Source organism: Rhodococcus sp. BH5, from assembly GCF_027583855.1.
GTDB lineage: Bacteria > Actinomycetota > Actinomycetes > Mycobacteriales > Mycobacteriaceae > Rhodococcus_F > Rhodococcus_F qingshengii.
Genome location: NZ_JAJHVW010000002.1, coordinates 122,993 through 143,498 on the forward strand (window position 1 = coordinate 122,993; position 20,506 = coordinate 143,498).

Below are 20,506 nucleotides of genomic sequence, written 5' to 3' on the forward strand. Positions count from 1 at the left end.
CCGAGATGCACCCTTTGTGGTGTTACGTGTCGTTGAATTTCTTCAGTCGTATCCACCGGTACCCACAACCGGCCAGAACCACACCTGCGCCGGAAACAACCGCGATCCACGGAAGTGTGACCACCAGAACGACACAACCAGCCGCGCCGACCGCTTGCAGCCACTTCGGATACATCCGGTCCACACCGCGTTGGCTGTACGCACTCACGTTCGCGACGAAGTAGTAGAGCAGCACTCCGAACGACGAAAAGCCGATCACCCCACGAAGATCGGTTGTCGAGACCAAGGCGATCACAACGGCACCGACCACAAGTTCCGCATGGTGAGGGACCCCGAACCGTGGATGGACTGCAGCGAGGGCCACTGGCAGATCGCGCTCGCGGGCCATCGCCATCGCCGTACGACTCACGCCGGCGATCAGAGCCAGCAGCGCCCCCGCCGACGCCGCCGCGGCACCGATCACCACTACGGGAACGGCCCAACTCCAACCGACTGCGCCCACCGCATCTGCCAGTGGTCGCGCCGAATTCGCCAGCCGATCAGGTCCCAGCGTCACCAACAGCACCACCGCTACCAGCGCATAGAGGATGACGGCGACGGTGAGTGCGATCAGGATCGCCCGCGGAATCGTTCGACGCGGATCACGCACTTCCTCCCCCAGCGTCGCGATCCTGGCGTACCCGGCGAAGGCAAAGAACAGCAGTCCCGCCGATTGCAGAATGCCGTACCACGACCCGAATGCGAGATCCGGGAACTCGCGCACCGCACCAGGACCGACGACGGCAACCACCAGCGCTACACACAGCGCCGTCGTCGACACGGCGACGATCACCCTGGCCATGTGCGCCGTCCGCGTGACTCCGCGGTAGTTGACTGCAACCAGCGCTGCCACCACCAATACCGCGACGGGGACACGCCAGGCCGTAGGCGCAACATACGTCGCGAAAGTCAGGGCCATTGCCGCGCAGCTCGCGGTCTTCCCGATCACGAACGACCAGCCGGCGGTAAACCCCCACCAGGGTCCGAGCTGCTCACGTCCGTAGACGTAGGTCCCGCCTGAAGTGGGGTATCTGGCCGCAAGCTGCGCCGACGACGTCGCGTTGCAGAATGCGATGAACGCTGCAATCGCCAGGCCCACAAGCAACCCGGTACCGGCTACTGCGGCAGCGGGCGCGAACACCACGAAGACTCCGGCGCCGATCATCGCGCCGAGGCCGATCACCACGGCATCGGCCGTGCCCAGTCTTCGCTCCATCGGGACAGCTTCGTTCACAGGTAGTTTGAACCACACCGACATGAACGGAAGGTGCCATGTTCGATCTCGACACGATCCGCCGCGACACTCCCGGATGCCTTGACAAGGTGTTCCTCGACAGCGCGGGATCCTCGCTCCCGCCCGAGCCGGTGCCGGCCACGATGATCGAGCACCTGCGACGTGAAGCCGACGTCGGCGGATACGTCGCAGCTGCTCGTCAGAGCGGCGCCCTCGCTGCTGTTCCCCATTCGCTGGCCCGGGTCATCGGTGCTCAGGCAACCGATATCGCTTTGACGGACAGCGCGACCCGTGCGTGGAACGACTTCCTCGCTGCCGTTCCGCTCGGACCTGGTGATCGAATCCTCATCAGCGGAGTCGAATACGCGAGCAACGCCATCGCGGCACTGGGGCGGGCGCGTTCGACCGGTGCCCACGTCGAGATCATCCCGAGCGATCAGTACGGACGCATCGACCTCGACGCACTCGAGAACATGCTCGACGATCGGGTTCGCGTCGTCTCCGTCGTCCACGTCCCCACCAACGGCGGCCTGATCAACCCCGTCCGCGAGGTCGTCGAACTCGCGAGGGCCCACGGCTCGCTCGTTCTGCTCGACGCATGCCAGTCCGTCGGCCAATTGCCCATCGACGTCACCGAACTCGGCGTCGACGCCCTCAGCGCAACCGGCCGCAAGTGGCTCCGCGGGCCACGCGGAACCGGATTCCTGTACGTCCGCCCCGGACTCGTCGACGCACTCGAACCCGCTGCGATGGACCTGCACGGAGCGGAATGGACCGGCGAGAACAGCTTCGTACCCGCACCGGACGCAACACGATTCGAGCTCTGGGAAACGAGTGTCGCGGCGCGCCTGGGTCTCGGCGTCGCCGCCGACTATCTGCTCTCGATCGGCACCGACACGGCGTGGGAGCAGATCGAATCCCGAGCAGTCACGCTGAGGGAAGGTCTGGCAGCGATTTCCGGAGTCGAAGTCCGCGATCGAGGAACCCATCTGAGCGGCATCGTTTCCTTCACCGTCGACGGTATTTCCGAGCACCTGGTTCGGGATCAGCTTGCAGCACAGAACATCACCGTCACCGTCAGCGGTCGCGGGTCCACCCTCCTCGACATGGATGCCCGCGGGCTCGATGCCGTGGTTCGCGCATCGCCGCACTACTTCGTCGACGAAGCCGACCTGGACACATTTCTGGGCGCGGTCAGGGGATTACAAACCTCCCGTTGACCGGGACCATGCCTGATCTGCGGAAGTCGAAACTGCAACTGTGGGGTGATCAGCAGTTTCGCCTTCCGAGAGGACTATTCGCATGGCCGACCCCACCGTCAGACCGATCTCCGCTGCCGACATCACCACCTGGGACTACGAGGCCGACGTCGTCGTCGCGGGATACGGCATCGCCGGCGTCACCGCTGCGATCGAAGCAGCGCGTGCCGGCGCCGAGGTGCTCGTCCTGGAGCGGACGGGCGGTTGGGGCGGAGCCGCGTCATTGGCTGGTGGATTCATCTACCTGGGCGGTGGAACGCCGTTGCAGAAGGCGTGCGGGTTCGAGGACTCGGTCGAGAACATGAAGACGTTCATGAAGGCAGCGCTCGGCCCCGGAACCGACGATACGAAGATCGACGCGTACTGCGAGGGCAGCGTCGATCACTACAACTGGCTCGTCGACGCCGGGGTCCCGTTCAAGGAATCGTTCTGGGGTCAGCCCGGCTGGGAACCGCCGTACGACGACGGCCTGATGTACTCGGGAGGCGAGAACGCCGCGCCGTTCAACACCCTCGTCGATCCCGCGCCCCGCGGACACGTTCCGCAGATGTCCGAGAAGAACACCGGCGAGAAGGGCGGCGGCTACATGCTGATGAAGCCACTCGTCGAGACGGCCGAAAAGCTCGGTGTCCGAGCAGAATACGATCTGCGCGTCCAAACTGTGGTGGTAGACGGCGATCGGGTTGTCGGCGTCGTCGCCAAGCGCTACGGCAAGGATGTCGCGATTCGTGCCCGCAAAGGCGTAGTGCTTGCGATGGGCAGCTTCGCGTACAACAACGAGATGGTGCGCTCGAACGCACCGCGCATCTTCGGCCACCCGGCGGCCTCCATCGAGGCGCACGACGGCCGCGCAATCCAGATCGGTCAGGCACTCGGCGCCGACACCGCACACATGGACGCCACCGAGGTCGCGTTCTTCTGCGACCCACAGTTGATGGTGCGCGGCATTCTTGTCAACGGCCGCGGTCAGCGATACATCCCCGAGGACACCTACCCCGGCCGCATCGGCCAGGCAACGCTGTTCCAGCAGGACAACCAGGCATTCCTCGTGATCGACGAAGCTGCGTACGAGGAAGGCATGAATGCCGAATCGTCCAGTGCACAGTTGCGGGCGCAGCCGAGCTGGGTGGCGGAGACCGTCGAGGAACTCGAAGGCGAGATGGGATTGCCCGTCGGATCGCTGCAATCCACCGTCGACCTCTACAACCGGCACGCGGCTGAAGGTTCGGATCCGGTGCTCGGCAAGAAGTCCGAGTGGGTGAAGCCGATCGTCGGCCCGTTCGCGGCAATCGATCTCCGTGGCCGCACAGGCGGATTCACGCTGGGAGGATTGAAGACCACCGTCGATTCCGAGGTTCTGCACGTCTCGGGTGCGCCGATCCTCGGACTCTTCGCAGCGGGTCGCTGCACGTCCGGTGTCTGTGCGGGCGGTTACGCCAGCGGGACAAGTCTCGGCGACGGCAGCTTCTTCGGACGTCGTGCCGGAATCAGCGCGGCGCGCTAGATCACCACAACTCGCACGCCCTCGGCAAAGCGGTACGGCTGAGTCTGCAGGACCGCGCCGAGGTGTTTCCTCAGTCTGGACACCTCGGCGCGCACTGCCACGACATGCTCGCGATCACCGAAGAGCACTTCGCTCAGGCCTGCGGCATCCACACCTGCCGAACCGACGGCTGCCAGTGCCCGCAAGATCTGGGCGTGACGCGGCGAAAGCGCGCGCGTCCAGTTGGCGTCACCACGCACCGTCACCTGCGGCGATGCTCCGAGGGCCAGCTCCAGCTCGATCAACGGCCCGCCGACGCCGGTGCGCAACAGCCAGCCGTCTCCCAGCGGCTCAGGCAGACACATCCCCAGACCTGGCACGATGACGGGCTTTCCCGCACTGGGTGCTGCCACACGGTCGGGCGCGGCAATCCCGCTGGCGCCGGCTACCCAGCCGAACTCGTCGACCACCAATGCCGGACCTGTGCCTGCCGCGAACAACGGCGCCGCGCGCGAGCGCAGGCGCTCGAGCGAAGCTGCGTGCTCGCGCCACAGCGTCGCCTCCGCGAGGCGAACCGCGGTGCGCACCAGCGCGACGGTGGTGGGATGAACCGAAGCTGCGGATCCACTGATGTCCACCACGCCCAGGATCTCGCCCGTCCGTGGGTCGTGCACGGGCGAGCCGGTACACGACCAATTGTGATGCGTGGGCGCATAGTGCTCGGCCGAGAAGAGTTGCACCGCAGAGTCTTCGATCAGCGCGGTACCTATCGCGTTGGTCCCCACCGACTGCTCCGACCAGCGTGCGCCTTCCGCGAACCCGAGAGCGTCCGCCGCACGTTTGACGGTCTTCGCCCCTTCGCGCCAGAGCAGGACACCGTCGGCGTCGGCAACGACCACGATGAAGCCCGCGTCCTCGGCGACCTCGGTGAGCGTGGTTCGCAGTTCGGGCAGAACGCTTCGCAGCGCGGTACGCGAACGCCTCGCCTCCAACTCGGAGAAATCGGCGACAGTAGACGCACCGCAGTGATCCGGCGTGAGCCCGCCGGCGGCCACCCTCGACCACGACCGCGCCACGACGGTCCGCGGCTGCGCCGGTGGTTCCTGGCCGGAGAGAACTGCGTCGTGCACCCGACTGAGTAGGCGAGCATGCTGCGACAGGTCGGTACCCGGCACGACGGCACCGAGCCGACTGCCTTCGGGAGCGTTCCCCACGATGGTCACTCCGTCAGGCTACCGCTTTCGATGTGACGCGAACCACGTCCACACGGCCAGGTCCCCACCACCTGCGATTAGCGGCCGGGAGCAAACTCCGGTAACGTATCCAAAGTTGTCTCGGCGAGGGTGAATCGCAGCAGTTCCACACGTTGCAGGTTTACCGTGATCGACGCGGCTACGGCTCAGCTCGAGCGTTTCGCTCCTGGCCGTGTGCGCGCCTGTCCGCCTTGCCGCAGGCAAAACCACACGTCAGTAAACCGAGCACGAACCCCGTGAGTTGTAGGAGCCGTTTCATCATGTCTGAAGAAAACAACCTCGTCGCCGTCGTCCGCACCGAATTCGGCAAGGGCGCAGCTCGCCGCGCACGTCGTGACGGCCAGGTCCCCACGGTTCTGTACGGCCACGGTGAAGATCCCCGCCACCTCAATGTGCCGGCTCGCGACTTCGCCGCCATCCTCCGTGCACACGGCACCAACGCCATCCTCACCCTCGACATCGAGGGCACGGAGCAGGTTGCACTGACCAAGTCGGTCGTCGTGCACCCCATCCGCAACTACATCGAGCACGCCGACCTCCTCGTCATCAAGAAGGGCGAGAAGGTCACGATCGACGTGAACGTCATCGTCGTCGGCGATGCTGCTGCAGGCACGATGGTCGCGCAGGACGCATCCACGATCTCCATCGAGGCCGACGCGCTTCACATCCCCGAGCAGATCGAGGTTTCGGTCGAGGGTCTCGAGATCGGAACCCAGATCCTGGCCAGCCAGCTCGAACTGCCCAAGGGCTCGACCCTGCAGGCTGACGCCGACACCCTGATCGTCAACGTCGTTGCTGCACCCACCGAGGCAGACCTCGAAGAGGGCGCAGAAGCTCCCGCCGCCGACGAGGCTGCAGAAGAGGCCTGATCCTCTCGGTTCCAACAGAACTCACTGCGCGCGGCGCGTCATTCCGATTCGGAGTGACGCGCCGTTCGTGCGTAGCAGGAAAAATCAAGCCAGAAAGTAGCGTCCGTTGAGCACAGATACCGCCCTCGTCATCGGCCTGGGTAATCCCGGCCCCCAGTACGAGAAGACCCGGCACAACGTCGGCTTCATGGTCGCCGGCACCCTTGCCGGGCGCATGGGCGGAAAGTTCAACGTACACAAGAAGAGTGGTGCCGAAATCGTCGAAGGTCGCCTCGCCGGCCGGCGCGTGATTCTCGGAAAACCACGCTCGTACATGAATCTCTCGGGTGGCGCTGTCGCCGGTCTCGCACGGTTCTTCTCGGTCGACGCCGCGAACATCATCGTCGTCCACGACGAACTGGATCTCGATTTCGGGACGATCAGACTCAAACTCGGCGGCGGCGAAGGCGGCCACAACGGCCTGCGGTCCATTTCGAGTTCGTTGACCACCAAGGACTACCTGCGCACGCGCGTCGGGATCGGTCGTCCGCCGGGCCGCATGGACCCGGCGGACTACGTTCTCAAGCCGTTCTCGTCCACGGAGCGAAAAGAACTCGATCTCGTATGCGAAGAGGCTGCGGATGCAGTGGAGCTACTGCTCGAACTCGGGTTGGAAGCCGCACAGAACCGCCTGCACTGACGGTCAGTTACCCAGCAGTGCAGCCGAATTCGCGCGGCGGAGCTTCCCCGACGACGTCTTCGGGATACTGCCGGGACCCAGGACCGCAACGGCGCGAGGTCGGACACCGACGTCGGCAACCACGGCGTGGACCACTTCGCGTTCGATACGCTTGACCTCTTCCGGATCTTCGAAAGCGTTGGTCTCGACGGCGACTGCAAAGCTCTCACGCTTCTGGCCGGCGTCGAGACGAATCGCGACGGCGTTTCCGGGACGCACACCGGCAACGGTTCCGGCCGCCCGTTCGATGTCTGTGGGGTACACGTTCCGGCCGCCCATGATGATGACGTCCTTGACACGCCCGCACACCACGACCAGTCCTTCCTCGGTGAAGTACCCGACGTCACCGGTGTCGAGCCAACCGTCGGCGTCCTGGGCCGGCTTGTGTCCGTCGACCGTGACGTACCCGGGGGTGACTGCCTTGCCGCGAACCTCGATGATTCCGACACCGCGGGCCGGAAGCACCTGACCGTCACGGTCGACGATGCGTCCCTCGAGGTCAGGCACCATCTTGCCGAGTGTGGCGAGGGCACGAGCGTTGGGGCGATTGGACGGCACCGCTCGAGACATCGATTCGAGAAAGTCTGGATCGACGTAGTCGAGGACCTGACCTTGATCGGGATCCGGAATCGACACGGCGAGCGTGGTTTCCGCCATTCCGTACACGGGCGCCAGCGCAGTCGGGTTCAAACCGAAACGCGCACCTGCCTCGGCGAGTGCATCCATCGTTTCGGGATCCACCGGCTCGGCGCCGTTCCACATGTATCGGACGCTGGACAGGTCGACTGCCCCGTCTTCCGCCTGTGCGAGTCGACGAGCCAAGAGCGAGTACGCGAAGTTCGGTGCGGCGGTGACGGTTCCGCCGTACTTGCCCATCAGTTCGGCCCACAGCACCGGGGTGCGCAGGAAATCCATCGGCGTGATGCTGATGACCTCTGCGCCCACCTGCATCGGAACCGTGAGAAAACCGACCATGCCCATGTCGTGGAAGAGCGGAAGCCAGCTCACCATCACGTCGTCTTCGATGGAGAACTTGATGCGGTTGATCATGGCGTAGGCATTTGTGTAGAAGTTCTCGTGCGTGATCTGCACGGCCTTGGGCGAACCGGTGGAACCGGACGTCAACTGCTGGAGTGCGATATCCGATTCGGCCGTCTCCACGGGATCGATCGACGTTCCGCTGCGAAGCTCGTCCACCGTCACGACGGTGATGCCACGCTCTTCGAGGAGCGGCTTGGCCGCGTCGAAGGGCGCACCAAGAATGACGGCTTTCGCGGAGATCATGTCGATCACAGTCTCGGTGTCCTGAGCCCAGACGCCCAGATCCGTTCGGGGGGTCGGCTGATGCAGCATCGTCACCGACGCACCGCGCATCCACGTCGCCTGGCAGGCAGGTGCGATGTCGACGGGCTGTCCGGCGAGAATGCCGATCGCGACGCCGCGATCGATACCGACCTCGGCCAGGCCGCCGGCCATGCGCCTAGCCTCCTGGTGGATGTCGCCCCAGGTCTGACGGAAAGCGTTGTCCGGCTCTCCCGTCACCAGGCCGCGGTCGGTGACTGCGGCGGTCGCATACATCTCTTCGGTGAACTTGCTCAACGCAACTCCTCGGTCAGTGTCACTCTTCGATCAGTGCAACTCTTCACAGGACACAAATGGCTGTGTGTTCGAACACACACATACATGGATAATCAGCGATCGTTCGCCGAGTGTTACGCCGCAGTGGCTATTGCATCGTGGTCTGCGAGTATCCTTTCTCTGTTGTGCTGCCGCACTCTCCACCTGTCCGCGCACCGGCACGTCGCCGGCACCGACGCCCACTTCGAGAGGTTCTTCGTTGACTACCCCGTCCGACTCGACCGTCCCTTCCGACTCGACTGTCCAGTCCGACACCGAAGGCCCCGATTCAACCGAGAGCGGGTCGGTCGCGGTCACGACGACGACCAAGGGCCTGTCCGCCGAGGCAGAGCGTCGCCGCACCTTCGCCGTCATCTCGCATCCCGACGCCGGAAAGTCGACGCTGACCGAAGCGCTGGCACTGCACGCGAAGAAGATCTCGGAGGCAGGAGCCGTCCACGGCAAGGCAGGCCGCAAGTCGACGGTCTCGGACTGGATGGAGATGGAGAAGGCCCGCGGCATTTCCGTCAGTTCCACCGCACTGCAGTTCAACTACCACTCGTCCGAGACCCCGGACGAGCAGATCAACGTCATCAACCTCGTCGACACCCCCGGTCACTCCGACTTCTCCGAGGACACGTACCGCGTCCTGACCGCCGTCGACGCGGCGGTCATGCTCATCGACGCTGCCAAGGGCCTCGAACCGCAGACGCTCAAGCTGTTTCAGGTGTGTCGTCACCGCGGCATTCCGGTCATCACCGTCATCAACAAGTGGGACCGTCCCGGTCAGACTCCTCTCGAACTGCTCGACGAGATCAGCGAACGGATCGGCCTCACGCCCACCCCCCTGTACTGGCCGGTCGGCATCGCCGGCGACTTCCGCGGACTGCTGCGGCGCGGTGAAGACGGTGAGGCTCGCGAGTACGTCCGCTTCACCCGTACCGCAGGCGGCGCGAAGATCGCCCCCGAAGAGGTCATGGACGCCGACGCGGCGCTCGCCAAGGAAGGCTCCGAGTGGGAGACCGCGGCCGAGGAGAGTGAACTGCTCTCCGCTACCGGCCAGGACCACGATCAGGAGATGTTCCTCGCCGGTCAGACTTCCCCGGTGATCTTCGCGTCCGCGATGCTCAACTTCGGCGTCCGCCAGATCCTCGACACCCTCGTCGAATTGGCGCCGCCGCCGCGTGGGCGCGAAGACCTCAGCGGCAAGCCGCGCGAGGTCACCGATCCGTTCAGTGCGGTCGTCTTCAAGGTGCAGGCCGGTATGGACACCGCGCACCGCGACCGTCTGGCGTTCATGCGCATCGTCTCCGGCGTGTTCGAGCGCGGCATGGTTGTCACACACGCCCAAACCGGCAAGCCCTTCACGACCAAGTACGCCCAGACGGTGTTCGGACGTGAACGTTCCACCGTCGAATCCGCGTTCCCCGGCGACGTCGTCGGCCTCGTCAACGCCACCGCACTCGCACCCGGCCACACGCTGTACACCGAGAAGAAGGTGGAGTTCCCGCCGATCCCGTCGTTCGCGCCGGAACACTTCTCGATCCTGCGCGCCGAAAGCGCCGGCAAGTACAAGCAGTTCCGCCGTGCTGTCGACCAACTCGATTCCGAGGGCGTCGTCCAGATTCTCCGCAACGACATCCGCGGCGACGCCTCCCCCGTCATGGCGGCCGTCGGCCCGATGCAGTTCGAGGTCGTCGCAGCACGCATGAAGGCCGAGTTCAACGTCGAGGCCAAGATGGAACCGCTCGGCTACGCATTGGCTCGCCGTACCGACGCCGCGTCCGAGGTCGAACTGAACCGTCAACGAGGTGTGGAGGTCTTCACCCGTTCCGACGGTGTTCTGCTCGCCCTGGTCAGTGACAAGTGGCGCCTGCAGTACATCCAGAAGGAACTCCCGGATCTGACGCTCGAACCCCTCGTCGCTGCTGCGGACTGATGAGCCTGATCGAGGCGCTGTTCGACGCCGAACTGCACATCGGCAGCGCCACGATTCTCTGGCGAGAGATCATCGGAAACGCGTTCGGAATCGGCTCCGCGATCGCGGGCGCGCGACGCTCGGTATGGGCGTGGCCCGTCGGTATAGCCGGAAATGCCTTGTTGTTCACGGTGTTCATGGGCGCACTTTTCCACACGCCGCAAGAGCTCAATCTCTACGGCCAGGCCGGCCGTCAGTTGTTGTTCATCACCGTCAGCGTCTACGGGTGGACTCAGTGGCGACGCGGGGCACGCGACTCCGGTCGCGCAGTCCTGCCCCATTGGGCGACAACTCGCGAGCGCGTCGCCATGATCGCCGTCATGACCAGCGGCACAATCGCTTTCGCCTGGATCTTCGACCTCCTCGGCTCGTACGGAGCGTGGGCAGAGGCCTGGATCTTCACCGGCTCCATCCTCGCGACATACGGCATGGCGCGCGGCTGGACCGAATTCTGGCTCATCTGGATCGGCGTCGACGCCGTTGGTGTTCCCCTTCTTTTCCGAGCCGGCTATTACCCTTCGGCGATCCTCTATCTGGTCTATGCATTCTTCGTCCTGTGGGGCTTCGCAATGTGGCTGCGCATTCAACGCCGAACTCCACAAGGGGTGTGACCGTAAACCAACTCCTGGTATGTTTGCGTCGATTAAGCAAACCGGCGGTCTGTTTACGGGCATCAGGAGCGAAACAATGGAAGACAAGAATTCTCACGGAATAGCGGGCCCCAACGGTTCCGGCAACGGATCGAGAGCCAATAGTTCCGCAAGTAATGGTTCTGCAAGCAATGGTTCTGCAAGCAATGGTTCTGGGAGCAACCTTTCCACGGGTAACGGTTCCAGCAGTGCCACCGCCACAGCGGATTTTCTGTCGACCGCACCCAAGCAATCCGATGCATTCACGTTTCCGCTTCCTGCCCGAACCACGGCCGCACACAGCAGCGGAGAGGACCTTTCAGTGCCAGCTTCAACACGCGAATCATCGAGGACGCTCGAAACTCGGAGTCGTACCGTCGTACGTCGCGACGCGATGGGCGTAGCCGCCGTTCGAGTGGCCGGTCGACTCACCCACACCGAACTCATCGCAAATCAGGCCTCACCCTCGAGCGCACATTCCTCCGATCCCACGACGGATCTGGACGAGTTGCTCACGATGCTCGGCAGCTACCTGTTGTCCTCGGGGTTCGAACATCCCGAAATCCACGCCAAGCTGGGCGGACAGTCGATCGTCGTCAACCTCGTATCGCCGGAGATCAGCGCGAGCTGATCTGGGCCCAGCTGCCCCTTAGGGCCACAGCACTGCTCGTGTCCATGCTCGGTCCGAGCCGCGCCGGTACAACCACCGCTGATGCCGACGCCCGGAGTCTGCCTGCCAGAACTCGACAGACTCCGGCTGGAGGCACCACGCACGCCAGTCCTCCGACACGAACCCTGGGTCGTCGCTGATTCTTGCTTCCGCAGCGGCCACCGACGTGTCGTACGCCCCTAAGTCTTCGAGCACCTCGCTCTGCTCACTTGCCGTCGCCACCGCTCTCGCCGTGACGGAGCGTTCGACGAAGTCTCGGCGTCGAAGTGCGTCGTCGCCCTCGCGAACCGTTCCGCGAATCCGGATCTGTTGGCCTGTTTCGCGCCAGTAGAAGGCGAGCGATGCTCGCGGATTTTCTTTCAGCTCAACACCTTTCGGCGAAGCAGCTGAACCAGAGAACCAGAACCCACCCTCGGTCACGTCCTTGAGGATGAGGAAGCGAGAATCAGGCATACCGTCGCCGTCCACGGTCGAGAGCGCACACACGTGTGGCTCGACGACGCCGAAGGCCACGGCCGCACGGAGCCAGTCGAGGAACAACTCCCCCGGCTTTTCCGGAAAACACTCGGGCGCGGGCGGCGGAGTTCCGGTCAGCGCGGGGATACCGCGAATCCACGTCCGTACGTCAGGCAGCGAAAAATCTGCATCAACCATGAGCCGACTCTAATCGCGGGCGACCTCAGGAGACGTTGCGAACTACCGAGTCGCCGAACGACGGTTGCTGCAGCAGCGCCCACTTGTTGGACGTCAATCGGAAACTCGGCATGTCGGCGAGCGCCACCACCGATTCCCAGGTCCGCTCGTAGCTCGTGTGGGAGATTCGCCATTCACCGTCGCTGCAGCGGGTGTATCTGTCGTGATAGAAGGCCGATCCGCGAAGCAGCATGCCATCTTCGGGGATGACCACTGTGTCCGCGAGGCACCAGATCCCGGTTGCGGTGTCTCCGTCGACGTCGATCTCGGGTTGCCCGCACTGATGTTCGGTGATGATGTGTGATCCGAGAGTGTTCTCGAGGAAGGAGACGAACGAATCTCGGGAATCGAAACTGAGTTGTTCTCCGTAGATCGCGGTGGCGTCGACGGTCAGAGTGTCGGCGAATTCGACCCACGATTTGGTGTCCAAGGCGCGTGCGTATCGGTACTTGAGTCTTTGGATGAGAACAATCGCTTCGAGATCCATGATCCCCGCCTCCCGGTGCAGCAACCACCCGTCCTATGTGTGCACATTAGCCTGTATCACGCCGAAACGGGCATTACTCTCAAAGCTAGTAGAAATGTCAGCCGATAACACGCTTTTCCAGGCCGTCGAGCATGATCGTGATCTTCTCGTCCAACCAACCTCGCCCGTGCCACGTCGATTCGTCGCCGATTCCCTCGACCAACGACTCCGATGCATTCCAACTTTCCTGATACGCCTGTCGCGCGGAACGTGAATCGGCGGAGCTGACGGTCTTGTCCATCGCCGCCATCATTGCGAACTGCGTCATCGTCACCTCGGAGATGAAGTCCACCGCCAATATCGCATCGTGGGGTGTGAAGCCTTGCGCAGTCAACGAACCGACCAGTTTCTCCACGATGTCGATTATCGCCGGCGGCGTGCCCGGAACTGCGAGACCGACCTGGGCCAGACCTGGATAGCGCTCGAACGAGGACCACAGAACGTCGCAGAAATCCCTCAGGAATTCGCGCCACGGACGATTCGTATCGGGCCATACAGTCTGACGCACAACATGATCCGAGCAGGCACGCAGCAGCGCTTCGCGGTCTGCGAAGTAGCGATAAAGTGCAGAATGACTGACGCCCAGCCGCTTTGCCACGCTCGGCATCGTCAGTTCACTCAGATCACCGGCGAGGGCGGCCTCGACGATGTCCGTTGTCGACAACGTCGGCGGCCGCCCCGTCTTCTTTCCGGTCTTCTTTCCGGTCTGCATTCTGCTCAGCTTGCCACCAACCGCCATCCCGACGCACGGTGGCGCTGGTTCCAGAACGCGGCGTAGTTCCCACCGGCTGCGAGCAGAACTTCGTGGGTTCCCACTTCGACGATCGATCCGTCGTCACCGAGCACGATGATCTGATCTGCGGCCACGACGGTCGACAGTTTGTGAGCGATCACGAGCAGTGTGCTTTCCCTGGCGAGTTCTTGCATCGCACGCTGCACGTGTGCCTCGTTCTCGGGATCGAGCGCGGCCGTCGCCTCGTCGAGCAGAACGACAGGTGCGCGTTTGAGGAGTGCGCGCGCAATGGAGACCCGCTGCCGCTCTCCACCGGACAGTGCCGTCCCGGCCTCACCGACACGGGTGTCCCAACCCCGCGGAAGCCGCTCGACGATTTCCGCGACGCCCGCGATCCGAGCCACGTCGAAGACTTCCTCGTCCGTGGCTTCGGGGCGGCCGAGGCGGATGTTCGCGATCAACGTGTCGTCGAAGAGGTACACGTCCTGGAAGACCAGAGACAGCTGCGACATCAGGTCGGCACTCGTGAGGTCCCGCACGTCGACGCCGCCGACACGCACCACACCGGAGTCGACGTCGTAGAAGCGCGAGATCAACCGGGTGACGGTGGTTTTGCCGGACCCTGACGGACCGACCAACGCCGTCAACGACTTCCGTGGCACGTCGAAGGAGATGTTTCGCAGAACCTGCCCACCGTCCGCGTATCCGAAGTCGACGGCGTCGAACTGCACTGCCGTCTCCCCCGTCGCCGTCCCGCTGGTATCGGGTTCGACCATTGGTTCAACTTCGAGGATCTCGGACATTCGCCGGATTTCATTGCGTGCCATTCTGATTGCACCGCCGAACTCGCCGATCTCACCCAGCGGCTGGATGAACCGTGCGGTCAGTCCGAGTAGCGCGATCAACGTGACCGGATCGATGTCGCCGCCGAGCGCGAGGAACGCGCCCAAGATGATCACGGCAGAGAACACGAATTGCAGGGCGATCCCGTTGACCAAGGACCCGATCACCACGAACCACAGTTGTGAACGACCCGCAGTGTGTTGCGCTTCGATCGCGTCGTCGAGCGGTTCGTACACCCCGTGGGTGCGTCCGAAAGCACGCAGGACCGGTTGGCAACGCGCGTATTCGAGCACTCGATTGTTCGATTCGACAGCTGCGGCATGGGCCTGATCGTCGGCCTTGGCAGTCATCGTCGAAGCAAATCGTGCTGCCGCGAAGAGAATCGGAACGCTGATTACCAGCGCGAGCCCGAGCCGCCAGTCGAAGAACAACATGCACACGACAATGGTTGCCGGGCTGGCAATTCCGGAGATGATCGGTGTCATCAGGTGCGCAGCCGCCCCCATCACCGAGATGGTGCCCTTGCTGGCAACCTGCGATACCTGCCCGAGTCGGCCGGCGCCGAACCAGCCGAGCGGCAGAGTGACGAGATGATCTCCCAGGCGCAGATGCATCGTCCGCAACAGAGTGAGGGCCGACTCGAAGCCCTTCATCGCCTGCAGGTAGTGCGCAATCGAACTGATCACAGCGCATACGGCCATGGCGACGAGCCACCGAACGAAACTGCCCCAGTTCTGATCGAACAGTGCCTGCACCGCAGGGACCAGAAGCGCCACTGCCAAACCCTGCATCACGCCGTACAACACTGCCCACACCAGGAACTCGCGATAGCGGCCCTGATTCTGCGGGCCGAGTATCCGGAAGAGATCGCGAATCATGAGTTGGCCTTTCCTGCTGCGTCAGACGTACCTGCGATGCTGTCGGCCCGACTGTGCTCAATCGAGTCGGCCCGACTGTGTTCAATCGAGTCGGCCCGACTGTGACTCGCCCACATCCGGGCATAGGTTGAACCACTCGCCACAAGCTGATCGTGCGTGCCCTTCTCCACGATCCGTCCGGCGTCGAGGACCACGATCTGATCGGCACTCACGATCGAAGCCAATCGGTGCGCGATCACCAGCACGGTGCGGCCGACCGTCAAGCGCGACAACGCCTCCTGGATATCGGCTTCGGACTCCGGATCGGCGAACGCGGTTGCTTCGTCGAGCACGAGAACAGGAGTGTCCGCGAGAATCGCACGCGCAATGGAGACTCTTTGGGCTTCACCACCCGAGAATCTGGCGTCGACCCCGACCACGGAGTCGTACCCTCTCGGGAGCGCTTCGATTCGGGTGTCGATCTGCGCGGCTGCGGCAGCGGCCTTCACCTCGGCCGAAGTCGCCTGCGGTCGGGCAAGCCGAATGTTGTCGAGCACGGTCGCTTCGACCAGCTGCACGTCTTGCAGGACGAATCCGACGTGGCGGTACAGCTCGTCGGTAGCGACTTCCCTGACGTCGACACCACCGATGGCCACGGATCCGGCACGCACGTCGTGGAACCTCGGAACCAGCGTTGCCAGCGTCGACTTACCCGAACCCGAAGGTCCGACCAACGCCGTCACCGTGCCCTCCGGCAGCGTCAGATCGATGTCGGACAGGACGTCGGCGCCGTCGTCGTATGCAAAGGAGACTCCGGAGAATCGAACTTCGTTCCCCACAGGCTTTTTCGGATGATCGGTTTCCGGCAGAGCGTCGGTTGCGAACAGCGCAATCAGTCGCGCCGCAGCGGCGGCTGCCTCACGGCGAGCCTGCATACCGAAACCGATGGTCGTCACCGACACCGGAATCACCATCGCGACAAGAGAACTGGTCAGCACATCGACGGGTGGCACCCATCCGGAGTGAACGAACCACGAGCCGAGGCCAAGGTTGACCACCAGCACAACCGGTGCGCTCAACGCAATCGAGGCCAGCGCCTCGGTCCGGAGCATCGGGCGAACCCAGCCCTCGTACGAGACGGCAAACGCCTTGGCAGCGTCGCGGTATCGAGAATGTGACTGCTTGTCCTGACCGAAGGTCTTGACCACTGCGATGCCGGTGACGAACTCGACGATGGTGTTGCTGATGGCCGCGATGCCCTCATTCATCCGGCTCATCTTGACGGCCATGTCCTTGGTCATCATCGCGTAGGCGATCATGTAGATCGGGAGGGTGGCAATCGCGACCAGTCCCAGACGCCAGTCGATCGAGATCACGTAGCCGAGCCCGACGAGCGGCACCGCAATGGCGCCGGTGGTCTCGACGGCGCTGTGCGCAACCAGGTAGTGGAGATCGGAGATGTCGTTCTGCGCGGCTTTTCGCACGGTTCCGGACGAGTGGGAGGTGAACCAGCCCAGTGGAAGTCGACCGAGTGTCGCTGCGATTCGACGCCGAAGCACAGCTTGAAGATTGACATCGGCGAAGTGCGTCACGATCAATGCACCGCCTCCGAAGAACGCGCGCATACCCAGACCGAAGACGACCACCCACACTATCGTCCAGACGCGAGACGAGTCGATGTCGCCGCCCACGATCAGCGTCTTACCCAACTCGGCGATGGCCACGTACGGCACGATGGCCGCGACCGCGGCGATCACCTGCATCACCATCGCGATGGTGGTCCGTGTACGAACTGGCGCAAGGAGTTCGCGAAGCGCGCTCTTGTGCGCCGCCGCTTCAGCTTTGGCTTGCGAGGCTTCGGCCGTCGCTCCTTGTGATGCGTCGGCCTCTTCAGATGAAATGTCTGCTTTCGTAGCCTGTGTCGTCGTCATTTCGAGAACGCCTTCCATCGGGTTACTGCGTCGGCGTCGGATGCGATGCGGCCTTGGAGTTCCGCGCCGGTGAGAGTGCGATCGGCAAGAGCCTCGAGGTCTTCGAGGATCCAGTAGACCGCGAAAGGATAACTGCCGAAACAAAGTTCACCGCTCACGTCCGCCGTGCGTCCGGCCTTCACTGCGGAGATCTCGTTGAACAGTGGATTTGCGTGAACTAGAGCGCCGTCGTAGATGTTGCCCGAGGTCACGACCATCGCGTCCGCCGCGTGCTGTCCGACCTCCTCGCCGGACACCGAAGACGTGGCAACACCTGTGTTGGGGCCGATCTTCGCGTCGAGTTCGGCTTGCGGGCGCCCGAAACCGGCTTCCTCGATGATCGAGGACATCGGCGACTGTGGGATGACGGTGTAGATGCCGCCGGAGAATCCCACCAGCACTGACAGTGTCTGCGGTTGCGCCTCGACCGTTCCGGATACTTCGGCAAATTTGGCCTCGAGCCTCGACACGATTTCGCGAGCTTCGGACTCTCGACCCAGTGCAGTCGCCGCGGTATTCAGAACTTCGCGCCACGGCGCCGCATAGGCGAGCACCGTCGTCGGGGCAATCTCGTTGGCCTGCACGGTGATCGACGTCAACGAGCCGACATCACTGAGCAGGATTCGGTCAGGATGAACGGCCGCGATCTGCTCCACATCTGGTGATTGGAAGAACGTCGGTTTGTCGACGACCTCGATCCCCTCACTCTGCAATATCTCCTTCGCCGCCTGCGACTGCAGCGTGGCGAAGACCGTATCGGGCTTGACCCCGAGCGTGAGTGCGTTGAGCGCTGCGAACTCGTCCAGTGCGAGCAGTTTCTGAGATGCAGGTACGGCCGACGACTCGCCTGTTTCCGATGCGTCTGCGTCATCGCCGCCCACGGAGCAACCGACAAGCGCCGTTGCTGTCGCTGCGAGTGCCGTTGCTCGCAGGCCCCACTGCTGCCGCATCCTTCTCTCCCCGCTTTAGTTACACGCTGTCTCGATTAGGGGAGCCTACAATAAGTCACGCCTTTTGTGCAGTCCTCGTCGCTGGAAGTGCAATCGCCGGCAGACAGGCGACAACACTGATGACGGCACCCATCACGAACGCCAGCGCGAACGAGTCGCCGGAAATGCCGATCGCCAGGACCGCTGTGGTCACCGGGGCGCCCACCGCCGAACCGACGGTTCTGATCACACTGTTGACTCCACTGGCTGCTGCCATTTCCGATGGCGGGACGATCGAGGCAACCAACAGAGCACAGACCGCGAACCCCACGCCGTTCCCCAATCCGACGAGGGAAAAGAACGCCACGATCGCAACCACCGAACTCGGCCAGATCGCGAGTCCGACTGCGCCCGCCGCCATGAGGGCCAGCGCTATGACAGCGGGCACCCGCGGCCCGAATCGCCGCGCGAGAGCCGGCGTCAAGCGGCCACCGAGAAAGACGAGGACAGCGGCGGGCAAGAGCGCCAAGCCGGTCTGCACAACGGTGAATCCGCTTCCATACGTGGACGTTTCCGGCGCCTGGAGGATCCGCGGCAGACAGAGATAGAAAATGTACGGCACGAACCCGAACACCAGGGTGAGTGCGCTGGTGATCATCATCGGCTTGTCCCGAAAAACTCGCATGTCGACGATCGGCGCGTCGTGGCGGGAATCGACGGCAATCAGTGTCGCGAACGAAACGAACGCGACTACCACCAGACCCCAGAATCCGAGCGACAAAACTCCCCAGTCGGAGGCTTTCGTGATCGCCAATAGCAGGCTCACCAATCCGAACGCCAGAGCGCCGGCACCGGCCCAGTCCGTCGGCATACCCGGGCGGCGATGCGAGCCCGGAACCACGGCCACCACTGCGACCAATGCGAGCACGATCAAGATCCCGGTGATCACGAACAACCACTGCCAACTGAGATACTCGAGGATGACACCGCCGATCACCAATGCACTTCCGGCACCGATTCCCAAAGTCCCAGCGAGCCAACCTATCCCTGAAGACAACTCGGGACCTACTACCGTTCTCCGCAGTACTGCCATCGCAAGCGGGAAGCTCGCCATGCTCACTCCCTGGACAGCTCGAACGACAAGCAGCACCCCGATATTCGGGGCGGCTGCCGCGGCAAATGTCGCGAGAGCGAAGATGATCAGGACGATAACCCGGACTCGCTTGTCGCCGAATCGGTCACCCATCGCGCCGACTATCGGAGCCATCACCGCGGCCGCCAACAGGTACGCCGTCAGGATCCAGCCGGTCACCGCCACGGACGTGTCGAAATGCTCACCCAACACCGGCAACGCCGGTACCAGCATGGTCTGCATGAGCGAGTAGACGAGTACCGCCCCCGCAAGCGCGGCGATCACCCGGCTCCCGGATCGCGTGGGCGCCTCCGCCAAGGTTGTCATCGACACCTTCCTCCAATCATGAATCGAATCGGAACGGAACACTCCGTTCCGATTGAGTAAACCATGCATTGCTAGCCTGTGGGAATGGCGAAAGAGAATGCGAGCCTCCCCGGACGCGCCCGAGAAGCCGCAGACAACGACGTCACCGTACTGCGAGCAGCGCGCGAGATTTTTGCCGAACAGGGTTGGAATGCACCGGTATCGGCAATTGCCACCCGGGCCGGAGTGGGAGTAGGCAGCATCTATCGCCGATACCGAGGCAAGGAGGAACTGGCGCAATCCCTGCGCGTCTGGGCGATCGACCACCTCGCCACCCTCGCCCGAGAGTGCATGAGCACCGCGAAAACCGATGAAGCCGTATTGAAGACGTTCTTCTCGCGATATCTCACCGAATCAGTGGGACCGCTCATTCCGGTCCTCGGCGGCAAGTTACCTGAACACGCCGAAGTCACTCGTGCCGCCGAAGAATTGGAGGCCGCACTGCAATCGATGGTCGACGTCTGCATCGACGCTCGCGAAGTCCCGCCCGACTTCACTGCTGCAGACGTCATGCTCATGACAGTGCATCTGCGGCCGACTCTGCCGATCGAGGGTGATCGAGCCACCGAAATACACACGCGCTATCTCGACTTCATGCTCGACGGACTTCGTGGCGGAACACCTCGACCAACGATCACTCCCCCGTCCTGGAGCGAATGGCTTCAGATGTGGCAGGGCAACTGACCCCGAGAACACCCGAATGACATG

18 protein-coding genes are annotated in these 20,506 nt (G+C 63.3%); 8 read left to right on the forward strand and 10 right to left on the reverse strand.

Going from position 1 to position 20,506, the window contains the following annotated elements; all coding sequences use genetic code 11:
• Positions 1-22 precede the first annotated feature (22 nt).
• Positions 23-1,297 carry an APC family permease gene (locus tag RhoBH5_RS06830; RefSeq protein WP_162113671.1) on the reverse strand — a complete coding sequence of 425 codons (1,275 nt, stop codon included), beginning with the start codon at positions 1,295-1,297 and terminating at the stop codon, positions 23-25.
• A gap of 14 nt (positions 1,298-1,311) precedes the next feature.
• Here RhoBH5_RS06830 and RhoBH5_RS06835 point away from each other — a divergent pair, with 14 nt between their 5' ends.
• Both RhoBH5_RS06835 and RhoBH5_RS06840 read left to right on the forward strand, forming a co-directional pair.
• Positions 1,312-2,493, forward strand: coding sequence for an aminotransferase class V-fold PLP-dependent enzyme (locus RhoBH5_RS06835; RefSeq protein WP_047270291.1), 1,182 nt, complete (start codon positions 1,312-1,314; stop codon positions 2,491-2,493).
• 82 nt (positions 2,494-2,575) lie between these two features.
• Positions 2,576-4,036 carry an FAD-dependent oxidoreductase gene (locus tag RhoBH5_RS06840; protein ID WP_047270290.1) on the forward strand — a complete coding sequence of 487 codons (1,461 nt, stop codon included), beginning with the start codon at positions 2,576-2,578 and terminating at the stop codon, positions 4,034-4,036.
• Here RhoBH5_RS06840 and RhoBH5_RS06845 read toward each other — a convergent pair.
• Positions 4,033-5,238, reverse strand: coding sequence for a GAF domain-containing protein (locus tag RhoBH5_RS06845; protein WP_228232777.1), 1,206 nt, complete (start codon positions 5,236-5,238; stop codon positions 4,033-4,035). The genes RhoBH5_RS06840 and RhoBH5_RS06845 overlap by 4 nt on opposite strands.
• A 290-nt stretch (positions 5,239-5,528) precedes the next feature.
• On the opposite strand from RhoBH5_RS06845, the gene RhoBH5_RS06850 reads away from it, so the two are divergent.
• Both RhoBH5_RS06850 and pth read left to right on the forward strand, forming a co-directional pair.
• Complete coding sequence (locus RhoBH5_RS06850) at positions 5,529-6,137, forward strand: 50S ribosomal protein L25/general stress protein Ctc (protein ID WP_003946242.1); 609 nt, start codon at positions 5,529-5,531, stop codon at positions 6,135-6,137.
• 106 nt (positions 6,138-6,243) lie between these two features.
• Positions 6,244-6,816, forward strand: coding sequence for an aminoacyl-tRNA hydrolase (gene pth, locus RhoBH5_RS06855; protein ID WP_003946229.1), 573 nt, complete (start codon positions 6,244-6,246; stop codon positions 6,814-6,816).
• Positions 6,817-6,819: 3 nt separating this feature from the next.
• On the opposite strand, the gene RhoBH5_RS06860 is transcribed toward pth, so the two are convergent.
• The gene (locus RhoBH5_RS06860) at positions 6,820-8,454 is read right to left on the reverse strand and encodes a fatty acyl-AMP ligase (protein ID WP_050654518.1); all 1,635 of its coding nucleotides are present in this window, start codon (positions 8,452-8,454) and stop codon (positions 6,820-6,822) included.
• 352 nt (positions 8,455-8,806) lie between these two features.
• Here RhoBH5_RS06860 and RhoBH5_RS06865 point away from each other — a divergent pair, with 352 nt between their 5' ends.
• The 3 genes from RhoBH5_RS06865 to RhoBH5_RS32650 all read left to right on the forward strand — a co-directional run bounded on the left by RhoBH5_RS06865 (position 8,807) and on the right by RhoBH5_RS32650 (position 11,710).
• Positions 8,807-10,411 (forward strand): peptide chain release factor 3, encoded by a 1,605-nt coding sequence (locus RhoBH5_RS06865; RefSeq protein WP_135000451.1) that lies wholly within the window; start codon positions 8,807-8,809, stop codon positions 10,409-10,411.
• Positions 10,411-11,061, forward strand: a complete 651-nt coding sequence (gene pnuC, locus RhoBH5_RS06870; RefSeq protein WP_050654516.1) for a nicotinamide riboside transporter PnuC — start codon at positions 10,411-10,413, stop codon at positions 11,059-11,061. Before RhoBH5_RS06865 ends, pnuC begins: the two co-directional genes overlap by 1 nt.
• 340 nt (positions 11,062-11,401) lie before the next feature.
• On the forward strand, positions 11,402-11,710 hold the full coding sequence (locus RhoBH5_RS32650; protein WP_306669658.1) for a hypothetical protein: 309 nt from the start codon (positions 11,402-11,404) through the stop codon (positions 11,708-11,710).
• A gap of 18 nt (positions 11,711-11,728) precedes the next feature.
• On the opposite strand, the gene RhoBH5_RS06880 is transcribed toward RhoBH5_RS32650, so the two are convergent.
• From RhoBH5_RS06880 to RhoBH5_RS06910, 7 genes are all read right to left on the reverse strand, one after another.
• A complete protein-coding gene (locus tag RhoBH5_RS06880) occupies positions 11,729-12,403 on the reverse strand; it encodes a pyridoxine/pyridoxamine 5'-phosphate oxidase (protein WP_050654515.1) in 675 nt (224 codons plus the stop codon).
• 25 nt (positions 12,404-12,428) lie between these two features.
• Positions 12,429-12,929: a nuclear transport factor 2 family protein gene (locus tag RhoBH5_RS06885; protein ID WP_003946235.1), complete on the reverse strand. Its 501-nt coding sequence runs from the start codon at positions 12,927-12,929 to the stop codon at positions 12,429-12,431.
• Positions 12,930-13,026: 97 nt separating this feature from the next.
• Positions 13,027-13,680 (reverse strand): TetR/AcrR family transcriptional regulator, encoded by a 654-nt coding sequence (locus RhoBH5_RS06890; protein WP_270008087.1) that lies wholly within the window; start codon positions 13,678-13,680, stop codon positions 13,027-13,029.
• Between the two features lie 5 nt (positions 13,681-13,685).
• The gene (locus tag RhoBH5_RS06895; RefSeq protein ID WP_270008088.1) at positions 13,686-15,422 is read right to left on the reverse strand and encodes an ABC transporter ATP-binding protein; all 1,737 of its coding nucleotides are present in this window, start codon (positions 15,420-15,422) and stop codon (positions 13,686-13,688) included.
• Complete coding sequence (locus RhoBH5_RS06900) at positions 15,419-17,332, reverse strand: ABC transporter ATP-binding protein (RefSeq protein ID WP_270008089.1); 1,914 nt, start codon at positions 17,330-17,332, stop codon at positions 15,419-15,421. The genes RhoBH5_RS06895 and RhoBH5_RS06900 overlap by 4 nt, the downstream gene beginning before the upstream one ends.
• Positions 17,329-18,321: an ABC transporter substrate-binding protein gene (locus tag RhoBH5_RS06905; RefSeq protein ID WP_270008090.1), complete on the reverse strand. Its 993-nt coding sequence runs from the start codon at positions 18,319-18,321 to the stop codon at positions 17,329-17,331. Before RhoBH5_RS06905 ends, RhoBH5_RS06900 begins: the two co-directional genes overlap by 4 nt.
• A 55-nt stretch (positions 18,322-18,376) precedes the next feature.
• Positions 18,377-19,759 (reverse strand): MFS transporter, encoded by a 1,383-nt coding sequence (locus tag RhoBH5_RS06910; RefSeq protein WP_270008091.1) that lies wholly within the window; start codon positions 19,757-19,759, stop codon positions 18,377-18,379.
• 84 nt (positions 19,760-19,843) lie between these two features.
• On the opposite strand from RhoBH5_RS06910, the gene RhoBH5_RS06915 reads away from it, so the two are divergent.
• Positions 19,844-20,482, forward strand: a complete 639-nt coding sequence (locus RhoBH5_RS06915; RefSeq protein WP_030536301.1) for a TetR/AcrR family transcriptional regulator — start codon at positions 19,844-19,846, stop codon at positions 20,480-20,482.
• Positions 20,483-20,506 lie beyond the last annotated feature (24 nt).

Coding starts and splice junctions, on each gene's coding strand:
- RhoBH5_RS06830 (WP_162113671.1), bottom strand. CDS start 1,297: ATGTCGGTGTGGTTCAAACTACCTGTGAACGAAGCTGTCCCGATGGAG.
- RhoBH5_RS06835 (WP_047270291.1), top strand. CDS start 1,312: ATGTTCGATCTCGACACGATCCGCCGCGACACTCCCGGATGCCTTGAC.
- RhoBH5_RS06840 (WP_047270290.1), top strand. CDS start 2,576: ATGGCCGACCCCACCGTCAGACCGATCTCCGCTGCCGACATCACCACC.
- RhoBH5_RS06850 (WP_003946242.1), top strand. CDS start 5,529: ATGTCTGAAGAAAACAACCTCGTCGCCGTCGTCCGCACCGAATTCGGC.
- pnuC (WP_050654516.1), top strand. CDS start 10,411: ATGAGCCTGATCGAGGCGCTGTTCGACGCCGAACTGCACATCGGCAGC.
- RhoBH5_RS06880 (WP_050654515.1), bottom strand. CDS start 12,403: ATGGTTGATGCAGATTTTTCGCTGCCTGACGTACGGACGTGGATTCGC.
- RhoBH5_RS06885 (WP_003946235.1), bottom strand. CDS start 12,929: ATGGATCTCGAAGCGATTGTTCTCATCCAAAGACTCAAGTACCGATAC.
- RhoBH5_RS06890 (WP_270008087.1), bottom strand. CDS start 13,680: ATGCAGACCGGAAAGAAGACCGGAAAGAAGACGGGGCGGCCGCCGACG.
- RhoBH5_RS06895 (WP_270008088.1), bottom strand. CDS start 15,422: ATGATTCGCGATCTCTTCCGGATACTCGGCCCGCAGAATCAGGGCCGC.
- RhoBH5_RS06900 (WP_270008089.1), bottom strand. CDS start 17,332: ATGACGACGACACAGGCTACGAAAGCAGACATTTCATCTGAAGAGGCC.
- RhoBH5_RS06905 (WP_270008090.1), bottom strand. CDS start 18,321: ATGCGGCAGCAGTGGGGCCTGCGAGCAACGGCACTCGCAGCGACAGCA.
- RhoBH5_RS06910 (WP_270008091.1), bottom strand. CDS start 19,759: ATGACAACCTTGGCGGAGGCGCCCACGCGATCCGGGAGCCGGGTGATC.
- RhoBH5_RS06915 (WP_030536301.1), top strand. CDS start 19,844: ATGGCGAAAGAGAATGCGAGCCTCCCCGGACGCGCCCGAGAAGCCGCA.